The sequence below is a fragment of the Nocardiopsis sp. Huas11 genome (genome assembly GCF_003634495.1).
Lineage (GTDB): Bacteria > Actinomycetota > Actinomycetes > Streptosporangiales > Streptosporangiaceae > Nocardiopsis.
On sequence record NZ_RBKY01000001.1, the window covers coordinates 3,800,042 to 3,815,368 of the forward strand.

The following is a 15,327-nucleotide window of genomic DNA, read 5'->3' on the forward strand; positions in this document are numbered from 1 at the left end:
GTCACACGCCTCCGGTGAGAGTGGTGCCGCCGTCCAGCACGAGGGTGCGGCCGGTGACCCAGGCGGCGTCCTCGGAGAGCAGGAAGGCGACGGCGCCGGCGACGTCCTCGGGGAGGCCGAGCCGGCCCAGGGGGTAGCCGGCCGCGACCTGCTCCTCACGGCCCTCGTACAGGGCGGAGGCGAACTTGGTCTTGACCACGGCCGGGGCGACGCCGTTGACGCGCACGTCCGGGGCGAGTTCGAGGGCCAGCTCGGTGGTGATGTGGCTCAGCATCGCCTTGGTGGCGCCGTAGAAGCCGATACCGGGGGCCGGCTTGGTCCCGGCGACCGAGGACACGTTGACGATGGCGCCGCCGTGCTCGCTCATCCAGGCCTTGTGCGCCTTCTGGACCCACCCGATCGCGGAGAGCGCGTTGACCTCCACCATCTTGCGGGCCGCGGCCAGGTCGAGGTCCACCATGCGGCCGTAGACGGGGTTGATGCCCGTGTTGTTGACCAGCAGGTCGACGCTGCCGAAGGCCTCCAGGGTCGCGGCGATCGCCTCGTCCTGGTGCTCGGGCTTGTCGGCGCCGCCCGCCACGCCGATCGCGTGCTCGGGTCCGCCGAGGGCCGCCACCGCCTCCGCCAGGGGCTCTGGCTTGCGCGCGGTGACGCAGACGCGGGCGCCCTCGTCGACGAGTCGCTGGGCGATGGCCAGGCCGATGCCCCGGCTCGCTCCGGTGACGATGGCGGTGCGGCCGCCGAACCGGGAAGTCATACGTTCTCCTTAGACCGACTGGTCGGTATGCAGGGAAGACTCTATGTCTCGGCGGGCGCGCGCCGCAAGGGGTGAGCGCCGCGCGGGTGGTGGCCCGACTTTTCGTGGAGCGTCCCTCTGGGCTGTGGAGGGTGATGGACGGCAGGATGAGGGTGCGGGCCCACGGCCCGTGACCGAGACCGACAGTGGGAGGGCCCATGGCCAACGACGTCGTCGACGTACGCGACCGGCGCCGGTACGAGATCACGGCGGACGGGGAGGTGGCCGGATTCGCCGAGTACATCCTCACCGACGAGCTGGTGACCTTCACCCACACCGAGATCGACCCCGCTTTCGAGGGGCGGGGACTGGGCGGCGCCCTGGTGCGCGCGGCCCTGGACGACGTCCGCACGCGCGGACTGAAGGTGCTGCCGCTGTGCCCCTTCGTCAAGGGCTGGATCCAACGACACCGCGACTACGTCGACCTCGTGTACGGGTCGGCGGAACAGTAGGGGAGGAGGGTCGGGATGGGCGACTACGGACGCGAGGTGGAGTTCGGGGTGTTCCCCGCCCCGAACGCCGACGCCGAGTCCCTGCGCGAGCTGTGGGGCGTGATCGCCGCCGCCGAGCACGGCGGGCTGGAGTTCGCCGGGTTCCAGGACCACCCCTACCAGCGGCGGCACCTGGACACATGGAGCCTCATGGCCACCGTGCTGGCCCGCACCGAGCGGCTGCGGGTCTTCCCGGACGTGGCCAACCTGCCGCTGCGCTCGCCCGCGGTCATCGCCAAGTCCGCGGCCAGCCTGGACGTGCTCTCCGGCGGCCGGTTCGAACTCGGGCTGGGCGCCGGGGCGTTCTGGGAGGGCGTGGTGGCCATGGGCGGTGACGAGCGCGGCCCGCGGGACGCGGCCGACGCCCTGGTCGAGGCGGTCGAGGTCGTCCGCCTGTTGTGGTCGGACGGGCGCTCGGTGCGCTACGAGGGCCGGCACTACCGGCTGGCCGGGGTCAAACCGGGGCCGAGGCCGGTCCACGACATGGGCGTCTGGCTCGGCGTGCTCGGCCCGCGGCTGCTCGGCGCGCTGGGGCGGATGGCCGACGGGTGGCTGCCCTCCAGCGGGTACGCCACCCCGGACCGGTTGCCCGCCATGCAGGCGCGCATCGACGCGGGCGCGGCCCAGGCGGGCCGCGACCCCGCGCTGATCCGGCGCGCCTACAACGTCTGGGGCACCATCACCGATGGTGCCTCGCGGGGGTTCCTGGAGGGTCCCGTCGAGCAGTGGGTGGAGCAGCTGACCGAACTGGTCCTGGTCCATGGGATGGACACCTTCGTCTTCGGCCCGGCCGAGGACCCCGTCCGGCAGGTCGAGCTGTTCGCGGCCGAGGTCGCGCCCGCCGTCCGGGCGGCGGTGGCGGCCGAGCGGTCCTGACGGGCGGACCGGCCCCACCCACGCCCGGTCCTCGGCGCGGTGGGGCCGCTCGCCCGGCCGCTCGCCGGGCCGCCCGTGCTCCTAGGCGGAGGGGTCGAGGGTGAGCTTGCCGATGGTGCCGCGGGCGCGCAGCGCCTCGTGCGCCCGGTGCGCCTGGGAGAGCGGGTAGCACTCACCGATCACGGGGCGAAGCCGTCCGTCGCCGACCATCGCCAGCATCTCGCTCATGGCCTGGCCGACCACGTCGCCGGGCAGCAGCCAGGCGTGCGGAAGCCACATGCCGCCCACCGTGGTGGAGAAGCGCATGAGGTTGGGCAGCTGCACGGGCTTGGGGGCCTCGCGCGAGGCCATCCCGTAGAAGGCCAGCCGGCCGAACGGGGCCAGCGCGCGCACGCTCTCGTCGGTCACCCGGCCGCCGACCATGTCCAGGACGATGTCGACGCGGCGACCCTCGTTGGCCTCGATGAGGGCCGCGGTCATGTCGGGGGCCGCGGAGTCCACGGCGGCGTCGGCGCCCAGGTCCAGCGCGTACTTGCGCTTGGCCTCGCTGCTGGCCACGGCGATGACCCGCCCGGCGCCGAAGGCCTTCGCGAGCTGGACGGCGAGCGTGCCCACGCCTCCGGCGGCGGCGTGCACCACCACCGACTCGCCCGGGTCCATGCGTGCGGTGCGGCGCAGCAGGACCCACGCGGTGGCGCCCTGGACGACCAGGGCCAGCGCGTCCTCGTCGGACACGCCGTCGGGGACGTCGAAGCACATGGCCGGGTCGGCGACGGTGCGCTCGGCGTAGCCGCCACCGGAGGTCAGGGCGACCACGCGGCGGCCGTCGGGGGCGCGGCCCGCCACCTCGGCGCCCGGCACCATGGGCAGCGACGAGGGGGCCAGGTAGCTGTTCTCCGCCTGGTGGGTGTCGGCGTAGTTGACGCCCGCGCGCGTGACGTCGACCAGGATCTGGCCGGGGCCCGGTTCGGGGTCGGGCAGCTCGGTGGGGACGAGGACCTCGGGTCCGCCGAACTCGGTGATCTGAATGGCGCGCATGGGGAAGCCCCTTCGTTGTCCTCATGGTCGTACCGACCGGGTGGTATGTTACCGGATGGTACGGCACCGGGGGCCGAGGCCGCCAGGGCCACCGGGGCTGGGAAGTCCACGGTGGCGACGCCGCCGGCGGGAGGATCGCTTCCGGGTCTTGCGCAGGGTTACCTAACGTTGTTAGGTGGGGGGACGGATCTCCTGGGAGGAACTCGTGGACGCAGAACAGACCGTGACGACCACCGGCGGGAGTATTCGGGGGGTGGCCTCCTCGCGCTCGGACAGCGGCGCGGTCACCGTCTACCGAGGCATCCCCTACGCCGCCGCACCCTTCGGACCCCACCGTTTCGCCGCCCCGGCCCCCGCGCCGGCCTGGACGGACGTGCGCGAGTGCGTGGACTTCGGCCCGCCCGCGCCCCAGGGCGCCCAGATGGTCGGCGCCGCCCCCTGGAACCCCGACACGTCGCTGGACTGCCTGGTGCTCAACGTGTGGACCGCCGCGCGGGAGGGCGACCGCGCGCCCGTCCTCGTGTGGATCCACGGCGGCGCCTACATCGTCGGCGCCGCCTCCGAGCCCACCTACGACGGCACCCGCCTCGCCGAGAGCGGCCTGGTGGTCGTCAGCGTCAACTACCGCCTGGGATTCGAGGGATTCGGCCACGTGCCCGGCCGTCCCGACAACCGCGGCCTGCTCGACCAGGCGGCCGCTCTGCGCTGGGTCCGGGACAACATCGCCGCCTTCGGGGGCGACCCCGGCAACGTGACCGTGGCCGGGGAGTCGGCCGGAGCCGGCTCGGTGATGTGCCTGACGGCCTCCCCGGGCGCCCAGGGGCTCTTCCGCCGCGTCATCGCGCACAGCGTGCCCGGCGACCACCTGACCCTGGAGACCGCGCGCCGCGTGTCGGAGCGCGTCGCCGAGGCCGCGGGCGTCCCCCTGGACGCCGACGCGCTGGCGGAGCTGCCGCCCGAGCGCCTGCTGGAGGCCACCGACGCCGTCCTGGCCGCCCCCTCGCGCGGCCAGGGCGTGAAGGTCAAGCCGTTCACCTGCTACGCCCCGGTGGTCGGCGGCCCGGAACTGCCCGAACCGCCCCTGGAGGCGGTGGCCAAGGGCGCCGCCCACGGAGTCGACGTGCTGCTCGGCCACAACGCCGACGAGTACCGCCTGTTCACCGAGCTCGGCCAGAGCGTGGAGATCGACGGCGACGCCGCGCTGGAGGCCACGGCCGCGCAGGTGGGTCTGCCGGAGGACGTGCTGGCCCGCTACCGCGCGGTGCGTCCCGACGCCGACCTGCGTGACCTGTACTGCGCCATCATGGGCGACGCGCTGTTCGCGCAGTACACGGTGGTCCTGGCCGAGGCGCTCGCGGCGGCGGGCGGCCGGGCGCACTTCTTCCGGCTCGCGTTCCGCAGCCCGGCGATGGGCGGGCGTCTGGGCGCCTGCCACGCCCTGGACCTGCCGTTCGCGTTCGGTAACCTGGACACCGACTTCGGCCGGTTCCTGCTCGACGGGGAACCCGAGCCCGAACATCGGCGCTTGTCGGACCGGATGGTCGCCGCCTGGCGCGACTTCGCCGCCTCGGGCGACCCGGGCTGGCCCGCGGTCACGCGCGAGGCCACCGCCGTCAAGGTGTGGGACACCGTCGACGAGCTGCACGCCACGGACGAGTCGCCACTGCGCGACCTGTGGGCGAAGGTGCCGTTCTCGCCGCGGTGACCGGTCGTGGCGAGGGCCCCGGGCGGCACGGCCGCCCGGGGTCGTTCAACGCGCGGTAAAACCTACGAAAATCTCCGTGCGAATGAGCATAGGACCGACACACTGGGCAGCGTCTCAGGTAGGGGCCGGACGGTGGCTGCCCGACGGCCGAGGCCGCACCAGGGCACCGCCGCCGACGACAGCCCCCCGTCGGAGGTGTGCGATGACCATGAACGTGTTCGTCCTGGGACTGGACGAACAGAATCTCCAGGTGCTGCGGGACCTGCCCGGCGCCGACGGCTACCGCTTCCAGTCACTGCTCGGCTGGGAGGAGATCGGCCAGGAGCACGAGGTCGACATGCCCGCGCTGCTCGAGCTGGCGGAGCGGCGCCTGGACTCCTTCGAGGAGACCGTCCACGCGATCATCGGCTACTGGGACTTCCCGGTGAGTTCGCTGGTACCCCTGCTGTGCGAGCCCCGCGGCCTGCGCTCCACGTCCTTGGAATCGGTCGTGCGGTGCGAGCACAAGTACTGGAGCCGCCTGGAACAGCGCGCGGTCATCCCCGAGGCCGTGCCCCGGTTCGCCGAGGTCGATCTGGACGAATCCGTCAAACCGGAGGGGCTGTCCTACCCGCTGTGGGTCAAGCCCGTGAAGTCCTTCTCCTCCGAGCTTGCCTTCCGCGTCACCGACGACGCCGGGTTCCGCGAGGCGATGGAGGAGATCAGGGCGGGCGCCGGCCGGATCGGCGACGCCTTCCAGTGGGTGATGGACCGCGTGCGGCTGCCGCGGGACGTCGAGGAGGCGGGCGGTACCGCCGGCCTGGCGGAGGAGGAGGCCGTCGGTGACCAGCTCACCGTGGAGGGCTACGTCCGTGACGGGGTCCCCCGCGTGTACGGGATCATCGACTCCCCGCACTACCCGGACACATCGAGCTTCCTGCGCTACGAGTACCCCTCACGCGTGCCCCTGAAGACACAGGAACGCCTGGTCGACCTGACCGAGCGCGTCATCACCCGGGTGGGACTGGATGACACGACCTTCAACGTCGAGTACTTCCACGATCCCGACAGCGGCGCCCTCACCCTGATCGAGATCAATCCGCGGCACTCCCAGTCGCATGCGCGGATGTTCGAACTCGTCGACGGGGTGTCCAACCACGAGATCTGCCTCCGGATCGCGCTCGGGCAGGAACCCGACCTGGAGCGCGGCGGCGAGTACGACGTGGCCGCCAAGTGGTTCCTGCGCCGTTTCGCCGACGGGTTCGTCGAGCGCGTGCCCACGCCCGAGGACCTGGAACGCGCGCGCGAGAGGGTGCCCGACTCCTGGGCGGAAGTGGTGGCGCACGAGGGCGAGTGGCTCTCCGACCTGCCCATCCAGGACAGCTACAGCTACGAGCTGGCCCACGTGATCGTGGGCGCCCGCGACGCCGACGAGTGCGAGCGCAAGTTCCGGGAGTGTGCGGGGGAGCTGCCCTTCACGATCCGGGGCGCCGACGACCGGGCGCGAGAGTGAGGAGGGACCGGTGCGATGCGAACCGTCAGCGACCTGCCCAACGACGTCCGTGAGGACGAGTACATCCGGATCCCGATCAGCGACGGGGTCCATCTCGCCGCGCGGGTGTGGCGGCCCGTGGACAGCGAGGACCGCCCCGTGCCCGCCGTGCTGGAGTTCATCCCCTACCGCCGGCGGGACCTGACCGCCCAGCGCGACTCGGTGCAGCACCCCTACATGGCCGGGCACGGGTACGCGTGCGTGCGGGTGGACCTGCGGGGCAGCGGTGATTCCGAGGGGGTGCTCACCGACGAGTACCTGGAGCGCGAGCTGCTGGACGCGGAGGAGGTGCTGGCCTGGCTGGCGGAGCAGCCCTGGTGCGACGGGCGCACCGGGATGATGGGCATCTCCTGGGGCGGGTTCAACGCGTTGCAGGTGGCCGCGCGCCGGCCCCCGAGCCTGCGCGCCATCGTCACCGCCTCGTCCACGGACGACCGCTACAGCGACGACGTGCACTACATGGGCGGGTGCCTGCTGGGCGACAACCTGTCCTGGGCCTCGACGATGTTCGCCTACAACTCGTGCCCGCCCGACCCCGAACTGGTCGGGGGCAAGTGGCGCAAGATGTGGCACGAGCGGTTGGAGAACAGCGGGCTGTGGCTGGACACGTGGCTGCGCCACCAGCACCGTGACGAGTACTGGAAGCACGGGTCGGTCGCGGAGCACCTGGACGCGGTCGAGGTGCCGGTGATGGCGGTCAGCGGGTGGGCCGACGGCTATTCCAACAGCGTCTTCCGTCTGCTGTCCGGGCTGCGGTCGCCGTGTCTGGGACTGCTGGGCCCGTGGTCGCACAAGTACCCCCACCTGGGCCAGCCCGGTCCCGCCATCGGTTTCCTGCAGGAGCTGGTGCGCTGGTGGGACCACTGGCTCAAGGGGGTGGACAACGGCGTGATGGACGCGCCCGCGATGCGGGCGTGGATGCAGGAGAGCGTGACGCCCTCCACCGCCTACGAGGAGCGGCCGGGGCGGTGGGTCGGTGTGCGGCGCTGGCCCTCGCCGGACCTGATCGAGGTCTCGCGCGCCATGGGGAGCGGACGCGTGCTGGGGGAGGGGGAGTCGCCGCAGCCCGAGGCGGTCTCGACCCTGACCTCCCCGTTGTCGACGGGCCAGCACGCGGGCAAGTGGTGCTCCTACAACGCGCCGCCCGACCTGCCCTACGACCAGCGTGAGGACGACGGCGGGTCGATGGTCTTCGACAGCAGGCCGCTGCCCGAGCGGGTGGAGATCCTGGGGTCGGTGACGGTCGACCTGGAGTTGTCGGTGGACCGCCCGGTGGCGATGGTCGCGGTGCGCCTGTGCGACGTCACGCCCAAGGGGGAGGCCACCCGGGTGACCTACGGGCTGCTCAACCTCACCCACGCCCAGGGGCACGAGGCGCCCGAACGGTTGGAGCCGGGGCGCAGGTACCGCGTGTCGGTACCGCTCAACGGCGTGGCCCAGGCCTTCCCGGCCGGGCACCGGATGCGGATCGCGGTGTCGACCTCCTACTGGCCGCTGGCCTGGCCACCGCCCGAACCGGTCACGCTGGAGGTCTACCCCGGGGAGCACACCCGCGTGCGGCTCCCGGTGCTTCCGGCGGAGGCCGGAGACGGGTGCGTGGAGCCGTTCGGGGAGCCGGAGGGCACGGCCCCGGTACCGACCACCCAGGTCGCGCCGGGGGAGCAGCGCTGGGACCTGTCCCACGACCTGGTGCGGTACAAGGCGTCGCTGAACGTGGTCAAGGACCTGGGGACGGTGTCCTTCGACGACATCGGACTGGAGGTGACCCGGCGAGCGGAGGAGGACTACAGCTGGGTCGGCAACGACTACGACTCGGTGCGGGGCGAGACGGTGTGGAACATGGGGTTCGCCCGCGAGGACTGGTCGGTGAGCACGACCACGCGCACGGTGCTGACGTCGACGGCCACCGACTTCCACCTGCACGCCACGATCGACGCCTATGAGGGCGAGCGGCGCGTGGCCACGAAGATCTACACGTCGGTGATCCCGCGCGACTGCGTCTGAGCCGGGCCGAGGCGGGCCGGGCGGGTCAGGTGAGCCAGACGGGCCGGGCGGGTCAGGCGGGCCGGGCGCGACCGGCCCGCCCGTCCGGCACATGGCACGGCGGCCGGGACCCCGTGGTCCCGGCCGCCGCAGGGCTGGCGAAGGCGGTGGCTACGTGCCCAGGCCCGCGCGGCGCAGCGCGTCGGCCATCGCACCCGAGGGCGCGGCGCCGCCCTTCGCCTGGCCGCCGCGACCGCCGCGGTCGTTCCCCTGGCCCTGACCGCCCTTGGCCTTGCCCTTGCCCTGGGGGCGGCCCCTGCCACCGCCGCCCTCGCCGCGGCCGGCGCGCCGCTCCTCGCCGGAGGGGGCCTCGTCGTCCAGGCGCATGGTCAGGGAGATGCGCTTGCGCGCGGTGTCGACCTCCTGCACCTTGACCTTGACGATGTCACCGGACTTGACCACGTCGCGCGGATCCTTGACGAAGTCGTGCGACAGAGCCGAGACGTGGACCAGCCCGTCCTGGTGCACGCCCACGTCCACGAACGCCCCGAACGCGGCCACGTTGGTGACCACGCCCTCCAGGATCATGCCCGGCTCCAGGTCGTCCAGCTTCTCCACGCCCTCCTTGAAGGTGGCGGTGGTGAAGGCCGGGCGCGGGTCGCGGCCGGGCTTGTCGAGCTCGGCGAGGATGTCGGTGACCGTGGGCAGGCCGAAGGTGTCGTCGACGAAGTCCTGCGGGCGGATCGCCGACAGGGCCGCCTTGTCGCCGATCAGCGACGGGAGGTCGGTGCCGGCGCGCGCCAGGATCCGGCGGACGACCGGGTAGGCCTCAGGGTGGACCGCGGACGCGTCCAGGGGGTCGTCCCCGCCGTTGACCCGCAGGAAGCCGGCGCACTGCTCGAACGCCTTGGGGCCCAGGCGGGGCACCGAGCGCAGCGCCTCGCGGGTGCGGAAGGGGCCGTTGGCGTCGCGGTGCGCGACGATGTTGCGGGCCAGGGTGGAGGTCACGCCCGAGACCCGGGTCAGCAGCGGCACGGACGCGGTGTTGACGTCCACGCCCACGCCGTTCACACAGTCCTCGACCACGGCGTCCAGGGAGCGCGACAGCTTGGCCTCGGCGAGGTCGTGCTGGTACTGGCCGACACCGATGGACTTGGGGTCGATCTTGACCAGCTCGGCGAGCGGGTCCTGCAGGCGGCGGGCGATGGAGGCCGCGCCGCGCAGGGACACGTCCAGGTCGGGCAGCTCCTCGGAGGCGTAGGCCGAGGCCGAGTACACCGACGCGCCGGCCTCGGAGACCATGACCTTGGTGAGCTTGAGCTCGGGGTGGCGCTGGAGGAGGTCGGCGGCCAGACGGTCGGTCTCGCGGGACGCGGTGCCGTTGCCGATGGCGACCAGTTCGACCTCGTGGGCCGCGCAGAGCTTGGCGAGCCGGTCGAGGGAGCCGTCCCAGTCGCGCCGCGGCGCGTGCGGGTAGATCGTGTCGGTGGAGACGACCTTGCCGGTGCGGTCGGTGACGGCGACCTTCACGCCGGTGCGCAGGCCCGGGTCCAGGCCCAGGGTCGCGCGGCTGCCGGCGGGCGCGGCCAGGAGCAGGTCGCGCAGGTTGGCGGCGAAGACGTTGACGCCGTCGTCCTCGGCCTGCTGCCACAGGCGCATGCGCACGTCGATGTCCAGGCGCACGAGGATGCGGGTGCGCCAGGCCCAGCGCACGGTGTCCTGGAGCCAGCGGTCGGCGGGGCGGCCGCGGTCGACGATGCCGAAGTGCGCGGCGATGGCGTTCTCGTAGGAGCTGCGGGGCGTGGTGCCATCGGGGTGGTCCGCCGGCGCTTCCTCGGGCTCCAGGTTGAGGGTGAGGACCTCCTCCTTCTCGCCCCGGTACATGGCCAGGACGCGGTGGGAGGGGAGCGCGGTGAGGGGCTCGGAGAAGGAGAAGTAGTCGGCGAACTTGGCGCCCGACTCCTCCTTGCCCTCGCGGACCGTGGAGCCCAGGCGTCCCTTCTCCCACAGGCGCTCGCGCAGGTGCCCGGTCAGGTCGGCGTCCTCGGCGAAGCGCTCGACCAGGATGGAGCGGGCGCCGTCCAGGGCGGCCTTGGCGTCGGCCACGCCCTTGTCCTCGTCGACGTAGGCCCCGGCCGTCTCCTGCGGGTCCAGGGACGGGTCGGCGAAGAGCGCGTCGGCCAGCGGCTCCAGGCCGGCCTCGCGCGCGATCTGGGCCTTGGTGCGCCGCTTGGGCTTGTAGGGGAGGTAGATGTCCTCCAGGCGGGCCTTGGAGTCGGCGGCGTTGATGCGCGCTTCCAGCTCGGCGTCCAGTTTGCCCTGGGAGCCGATCGACTCCAGGATCGCCGCCCGGCGCTCGCTCAGTTCGCGCAGGTAGCGAAGGCGTTCCTCCAACGCGCGCAACTGGGCGTCGTCGAGCGTCCCGGTCGCCTCCTTGCGGTACCGGGCGATGAAGGGCACGGTCGACCCGCCGTCGAGGAGGTCGATGGCGGCGCGGACCTGGTGCGCGCCCACACCGAGTTCGTCGGCGATGCGCTGGTCGATCGTGGGTGTCGCAGGGGTCGTCACTGGTTAACGTCCACTCTCTGGGTGTTCGGTGCGGGGACATTCTCGTGCCGGTCGGGGACGATGTCACCCTGGGCGTCCCCGTGTCCCGGGTGTCGTCGGACTCAGGGGTGAGCGGGACGGCTCGGCCGTCCCCGTGCTCCAGGGTCCCGCACCGCGGTCGTGAACGCGTACCGGGCGCGCGGGAGGGCGGGTCGCGCGGCCGGAGTGCCGAGAACGGGGAGCGCGGGCGGCTCCGGGGGGTCGCGCCTTTGCGGTCGGGCGCCGGGAAGGGGCGGACGCCCGTCACGGGGCGTGAGGGCGGGGGCCGGAACCGGTCGACGGCGGGCCGGGGCGCGCGGTGCACGGGAGCGTGGCGCGCGGGCGTGCGGAGCGGCGGCGGGCGGCGGCGGAGCGGCGGCGTCAGGGGTTGTTGCCCTCGGCCAGGTCGGGGGCGTAGTACTCGTCCAGCGGGATGGGGCCGCGGTAGCCCTGGCACATGCACTGGCGGTAGGTGGAGCCGGACTGTCCCGTCCAGCGGCCGGGGATGACCACCTGGGTCTGGCACTTCTTGGTCTCCTTGTCGTGGAAGACCAAGTGGTGGCCGCAGCCGCACAGGGGCTGGGGCGACTGCTGCCCGTGCTGCAGGACGCGCGCCCGTTCCTGGCTGCGCTGCCGTTCGAGGGACTCGCGTGCCTGACGCCTGGTGGCGAGGCGGCCGAAGGCGAATCCGCCGAGTGCGATGGCCGCGCCGAGCACCAATGACACCGGATCCATCGGGTGGCTCCCTTCCTAGTCCCCATACGCGCCCAGCCATGGGCTCGTTCCATTGTCACTCATGGGCAGGTGAACGGGAATCGGGCTCGGCTCCCCGGGTCGCGGCGAGCGTGACGCGGTGTGACCGCGAAGGATCGCCAAAGATTCCTTTGCAGCAGACCCTTTGCAAAGGAATCTTTGTCATACGGTGGTGGTACCACCCCACAGGGGAGCCGAGATGAACCCGACCTCCGCATCCGCCACCGCCCGCCGGGCCCCGGCCATCCGCACAGGCCCGAACCGGGCCGCATCGAGAAGGGCCGCGGTGTGACCATGCGGCACGACCCACGGGACACCGACGCCGAGCCCGAGCCCGAGCGGCCGCAGCCGATGGAGGTGGACGCGCTGGCCCTGCGCGGGCTGGCCCACCCCCTGCGCGGCCGGATCCTGGACGAACTCGGCCGCAGCGGTCCCGCCACCGCCACCCTCCTCGGGCGCAGGCTGGGGGAGAGCAGCGGTTCGACCAGCTACCACCTGCGCCAGCTCTCGCGCTACGGATTCATCGACGAGGATCCGGGCCACCCCGGCGGCCGGGAGCGCTGGTGGCGGGCGCGCCCCGGCGGCTGGTCGGTGGCCGGTGCCGACTTCCTGCGCGACCCGGAGACGCGCCAGGTCGCGTCGGTGGTCCTGCACCGTTACCACCGCGATCGCCAGGAGAGCTTCGACGTGTGGAACGCCTACGCGCGGGCCCGGCCCGACGCCCCCGCCGTGCGCAGATGGACCTCGGCGGCGTTCGACTTCCGCGGACGCCTGCGGATGACGCCGAGGGAGGCCGAGGAGTTCGGCCTGGAGCTCACAGAGGTCGTCCGGGCCATGTCGGACCGGTACGCGGGGCGCACACCCGAGACCCACCCGGACACCGAGAGCGTGCAACTGCAGACCGCGCTGTTCCCGGAGCCGGCCGAGGCGGCGGCGTGGGCGCGCGCCGCCGCCGAGGGCACGGGGGAGAGCGGGGACGCCGACGGCGCCGCGACCGCTGCGGACAGCCCGGACAGCCCGGACGGCCCGGACAGGCGAGCGGACCGGACGGGGCGCCGGTCCGGAGGGACCGCACCGGACGTTCGCTGAGGCCGCGCCCCGCCGTGCGGCGGAACCGCGCCCGTGGCGGGACACGGGGCTCAACGGGCCACGGGCCGCAGGGCTCAGCCCTCGCGCAGCTCCTTGAGCGTGGCCACGTCCTCGCCGTGCGGACCCTCCGGGCCCGGCGTCTCCACGACGATCGGCACACCGGCGGAGACGGGGTGGCGGAACAGCTCGCCGAACGGCTCGGCGCCGATGCAGCCCTTGCCGATGTTCTCGTGCCGGTCCTTCTTGCTGTCGCACGGGAACTTGGAGTCGTTGGCGTGGATCAGCCGCAGCCGGTCGGCGCCCACCTTCTCGCCGAACTCGTCCAGTGCCTCGCGCATGCCCTCGACGGTGGAGATGTCGTGCCCGGCCGCGAACAGGTGCGCGGTGTCCAGGCACACGCCCACGTTCGTGTGCCAGTCCAGGGCCTCCATGTAGGGCACCAGGTCGTCGACGGTCGCGCACAGCACCTGACCCTGTCCGGCCATCGGCTCCAACAGGACGGGCGGCACGTCCTCGCCCAGGCGCTCCACCAGCGGGAGCAGCCGCTCGCGCATGCGCGCCAGCCCCGCCTCGCGGCCGCCGGAGACCGCCGACCCCGTGTGCACGACCACACCGCGCGCGTTGATCTCGCCGCCGCGCACCAGTGCGTGCTCCAGCGACTGCAGCGACTTCTCGGCGGTCTCCTCGTTGGGCGCGCCCAGGTTGATGAGGTAGGCCGAGTGCACGAACAGCGGCAGGTCCGTGTGTTCGCGCATGCGGGCGTCCTGGTCGGGGTCGCCCGCCTTCGTGGCCCACCCGCGGGGGTTGGACACGAAGACCTGGACCGTTTCGGCGCCGATCTCCTCGGCGTAGGGCAGGCCCTTGGCGGCCATGCCGCCGGCGACCGGGACGTGCGCTCCGACCGGGGACAGGGGTCGTTCGTTCTTCTTCTTGTTCATAGCGCGCTCCAGCTTAGGGGCGCGAGGTGCGGCGTCGGTCCGACCGGCCGCGCGTCGGCGCGGCCGGGGGAGCGGCCGGGGGGAGCGGGCCGGGGCGTGGCCAGTGCGCTCGGAGCGTTCGTGGTGCTCGGTGCGGGTGGGGCGGGCGTGACTCAGGCCAGGGGCGGGATCGGGTGGTTGGCGCGGACGAGGCCGTCGGGGTCGACGGCGGCCTTGACGCGGGCCAAGCGCGCGAAGTCGTCGGGGGCGAACGCCTCGCGGACCTCCTCCGGGGCCAGGGGGCCGAAACTGAAGTTGAGCGAGCGCCCGAGCGTGTGGTCGGCGAACAGTGCCGCCGCTTCGCCGCGCAACGCCGCCCCCTCAGCGGTGTCGGCGTTCTCGGCGACGGTGAGGACGTTGAGCAGGTACGCGGCGGCGCGGTGGCCGACCGCGTTGGCGGTCTCGGGCTCGCGGGCCATGGCGCCGCCGAGGTGGCGCAGTCCGACCACCGACATGAACGGCAGAGACGGCCCGGTGCGGCCGACGAGTTCGGTCGCCGCGGCCGGGTCCAGGCCGGACAGCAGCATGGAGCGCGAGCGGTAGCCGTGCGGGTGGTCGGGCTCGGCGTAGACCGCGGCGGACTCGGCGTAGGGCAGCTCCCGCATGGTGTCCATCAGGACGGGGGCGGCCTCGCACAGCGGGGCGAGGGCGTCCGGTCCCTGGTCGAGCGGCCCGGTCCAGGCCGTCGCGACCTGGGCGATGTGCCGCCCGCGCAGGGCCTCGGGCACCCCCGGCACGTCCGGCAGGACCAGCAGGGTCATGCCCGAGCTGAGCTCGGCGGGCGCGCCCCGGGTCCACGCGCGCCAGGCCTCCAGGATGTCCGGGCCGGCGTCGAAGAACAGGCTCCCCCCGTAGATCCGGCTCACGGGGACGAGCCCGATCTCCATCCCGGTGGCCACGCCGAAGGATCCGCCGCCGCCCCGCAGGGCCCAGAACAGGTCGGGGTCGTGCTCGGCGTCGACGCGGCGCACGCGGCCGTCGACGGTCACCAGTTCCAGGAGCCGGACGTGGTCGGCGGCGAAGCCGTACCGCCTGGCCATCAGGCCCACACCGCCGCCCAGGGTGTAGGGCACCGCCCCCACACCGGGCGCGCTGCCCGACAGGGGGGCCAGCCCGTGCTCGGCGGCGGCCCGGACCACGGCTCCCCAGGGGGTTCCGGCCTCGACCCAGGCGGTGCGACGGTCGGGGTCCACGCGCACGCCGGCCATCCGCCCGGTGACGATCAGGACGCCGCCGTCCAGGGGCACGCCCACGCCGTGGCCGTGGGCCTGGACCGCGACGGGCAGGCGGTGGTCGGCGGCCGCGGCCACGGCGGCGCGCACGTCCTCGGTCCCGGTGGCCCCGACCACGACGGAGGGGCGGTGGCGGCCGAGTAGTTGGAATCCGGTGCGCTCGGCGTCGTAGCGGTCGGAGGCGGGTGTGCTCACGGGGCCGCTCACCCGATCGGACAGCGCGCGGACCAGGGCGGAAGGTGTCGAAGTGATCGTCATGCGGTCACTGTA

The 15,327-nt window shown here is 73.3% G+C and carries 12 protein-coding genes; 6 read left to right on the forward strand and 6 right to left on the reverse strand.

The annotated features are described in order from the left end of the window. Nucleotide 1 precedes the first annotated feature (1 nt). A complete protein-coding gene (locus DFP74_RS17420) occupies nucleotides 2-757 on the reverse strand; it encodes an SDR family oxidoreductase (protein ID WP_121182805.1) in 756 nt (251 codons plus the stop codon). Nucleotides 758-954: 197 nt separating this feature from the next. Here DFP74_RS17420 and DFP74_RS17425 point away from each other — a divergent pair, with 197 nt between their 5' ends. Further along, nucleotides 955-1,248, forward strand: coding sequence for a GNAT family N-acetyltransferase (locus tag DFP74_RS17425; RefSeq protein ID WP_121182807.1), 294 nt, complete (start codon nucleotides 955-957; stop codon nucleotides 1,246-1,248). Nucleotides 1,249-1,263: 15 nt separating this feature from the next. Beyond that, entirely contained in the window at nucleotides 1,264-2,163 is a 900-nt protein-coding gene (locus DFP74_RS17430) for an LLM class flavin-dependent oxidoreductase (protein ID WP_121182809.1), read from the forward strand. Nucleotides 2,164-2,244: 81 nt separating this feature from the next. Here the strand turns inward: DFP74_RS17430 and DFP74_RS17435 are convergent, their stop codons facing one another. Then, nucleotides 2,245-3,201, reverse strand: a complete 957-nt coding sequence (locus tag DFP74_RS17435; protein WP_121182811.1) for an NADPH:quinone oxidoreductase family protein — start codon at nucleotides 3,199-3,201, stop codon at nucleotides 2,245-2,247. A 205-nt stretch (nucleotides 3,202-3,406) separates the two neighbouring features. Here DFP74_RS17435 and DFP74_RS17440 point away from each other — a divergent pair, with 205 nt between their 5' ends. From DFP74_RS17440 to DFP74_RS17450, 3 genes are all read left to right on the forward strand, one after another. After that, complete coding sequence (locus DFP74_RS17440) at nucleotides 3,407-4,906, forward strand: carboxylesterase/lipase family protein (RefSeq protein WP_121182812.1); 1,500 nt, start codon at nucleotides 3,407-3,409, stop codon at nucleotides 4,904-4,906. Between the two features lie 202 nt (nucleotides 4,907-5,108). Then, on the forward strand, nucleotides 5,109-6,398 hold the full coding sequence (locus DFP74_RS17445; RefSeq protein WP_121182814.1) for an acetyl-CoA carboxylase biotin carboxylase subunit family protein: 1,290 nt from the start codon (nucleotides 5,109-5,111) through the stop codon (nucleotides 6,396-6,398). A gap of 15 nt (nucleotides 6,399-6,413) precedes the next feature. Next, on the forward strand, nucleotides 6,414-8,441 hold the full coding sequence (locus DFP74_RS17450) for a CocE/NonD family hydrolase (protein WP_121182816.1): 2,028 nt from the start codon (nucleotides 6,414-6,416) through the stop codon (nucleotides 8,439-8,441). A 150-nt stretch (nucleotides 8,442-8,591) separates the two neighbouring features. Here the strand turns inward: DFP74_RS17450 and DFP74_RS17455 are convergent, their stop codons facing one another. Together DFP74_RS17455 and DFP74_RS17460 are read right to left on the reverse strand one after the other, a co-directional pair. Beyond that, nucleotides 8,592-10,988 carry a Tex family protein gene (locus DFP74_RS17455; protein WP_121182818.1) on the reverse strand — a complete coding sequence of 799 codons (2,397 nt, stop codon included), beginning with the start codon at nucleotides 10,986-10,988 and terminating at the stop codon, nucleotides 8,592-8,594. 399 nt (nucleotides 10,989-11,387) lie between these two features. After that, entirely contained in the window at nucleotides 11,388-11,741 is a 354-nt protein-coding gene (locus DFP74_RS17460; protein WP_121182820.1) for a hypothetical protein, read from the reverse strand. A gap of 312 nt (nucleotides 11,742-12,053) precedes the next feature. Here DFP74_RS17460 and DFP74_RS17465 point away from each other — a divergent pair, with 312 nt between their 5' ends. Next, a complete protein-coding gene (locus DFP74_RS17465) occupies nucleotides 12,054-12,848 on the forward strand; it encodes a winged helix-turn-helix domain-containing protein (protein ID WP_370013392.1) in 795 nt (264 codons plus the stop codon). Nucleotides 12,849-12,922: 74 nt separating this feature from the next. Here the strand turns inward: DFP74_RS17465 and DFP74_RS17470 are convergent, their stop codons facing one another. After that, on the reverse strand, nucleotides 12,923-13,786 hold the full coding sequence (locus tag DFP74_RS17470) for a deoxyribonuclease IV (RefSeq protein WP_121182822.1): 864 nt from the start codon (nucleotides 13,784-13,786) through the stop codon (nucleotides 12,923-12,925). A gap of 152 nt (nucleotides 13,787-13,938) precedes the next feature. Next, the gene (locus tag DFP74_RS17475) at nucleotides 13,939-15,315 is read right to left on the reverse strand and encodes an FAD-binding oxidoreductase (protein ID WP_121182824.1); all 1,377 of its coding nucleotides are present in this window, start codon (nucleotides 15,313-15,315) and stop codon (nucleotides 13,939-13,941) included. Nucleotides 15,316-15,327: the final 12 nt, after the last annotated feature.

Excerpts from the sequence above, each read along its gene's own strand:
- DFP74_RS17435 (WP_121182811.1), bottom strand. The coding sequence starts at position 3,201 with ATGCGCGCCATTCAGATCACCGAGTTCGGCGGACCCGAGGTCCTCGTC.
- DFP74_RS17420 (WP_121182805.1), bottom strand. The coding sequence starts at position 757 with ATGACTTCCCGGTTCGGCGGCCGCACCGCCATCGTCACCGGAGCGAGC.
- DFP74_RS17450 (WP_121182816.1), top strand. The coding sequence starts at position 6,414 with ATGCGAACCGTCAGCGACCTGCCCAACGACGTCCGTGAGGACGAGTAC.
- DFP74_RS17465 (WP_370013392.1), top strand. The coding sequence starts at position 12,054 with ATGCGGCACGACCCACGGGACACCGACGCCGAGCCCGAGCCCGAGCGG.
- DFP74_RS17425 (WP_121182807.1), top strand. The coding sequence starts at position 955 with ATGGCCAACGACGTCGTCGACGTACGCGACCGGCGCCGGTACGAGATC.
- DFP74_RS17470 (WP_121182822.1), bottom strand. The coding sequence starts at position 13,786 with ATGAACAAGAAGAAGAACGAACGACCCCTGTCCCCGGTCGGAGCGCAC.
- DFP74_RS17445 (WP_121182814.1), top strand. The coding sequence starts at position 5,109 with ATGACCATGAACGTGTTCGTCCTGGGACTGGACGAACAGAATCTCCAG.
- DFP74_RS17460 (WP_121182820.1), bottom strand. The coding sequence starts at position 11,741 with ATGGATCCGGTGTCATTGGTGCTCGGCGCGGCCATCGCACTCGGCGGA.
- DFP74_RS17430 (WP_121182809.1), top strand. The coding sequence starts at position 1,264 with ATGGGCGACTACGGACGCGAGGTGGAGTTCGGGGTGTTCCCCGCCCCG.
- DFP74_RS17475 (WP_121182824.1), bottom strand. The coding sequence starts at position 15,315 with ATGACGATCACTTCGACACCTTCCGCCCTGGTCCGCGCGCTGTCCGAT.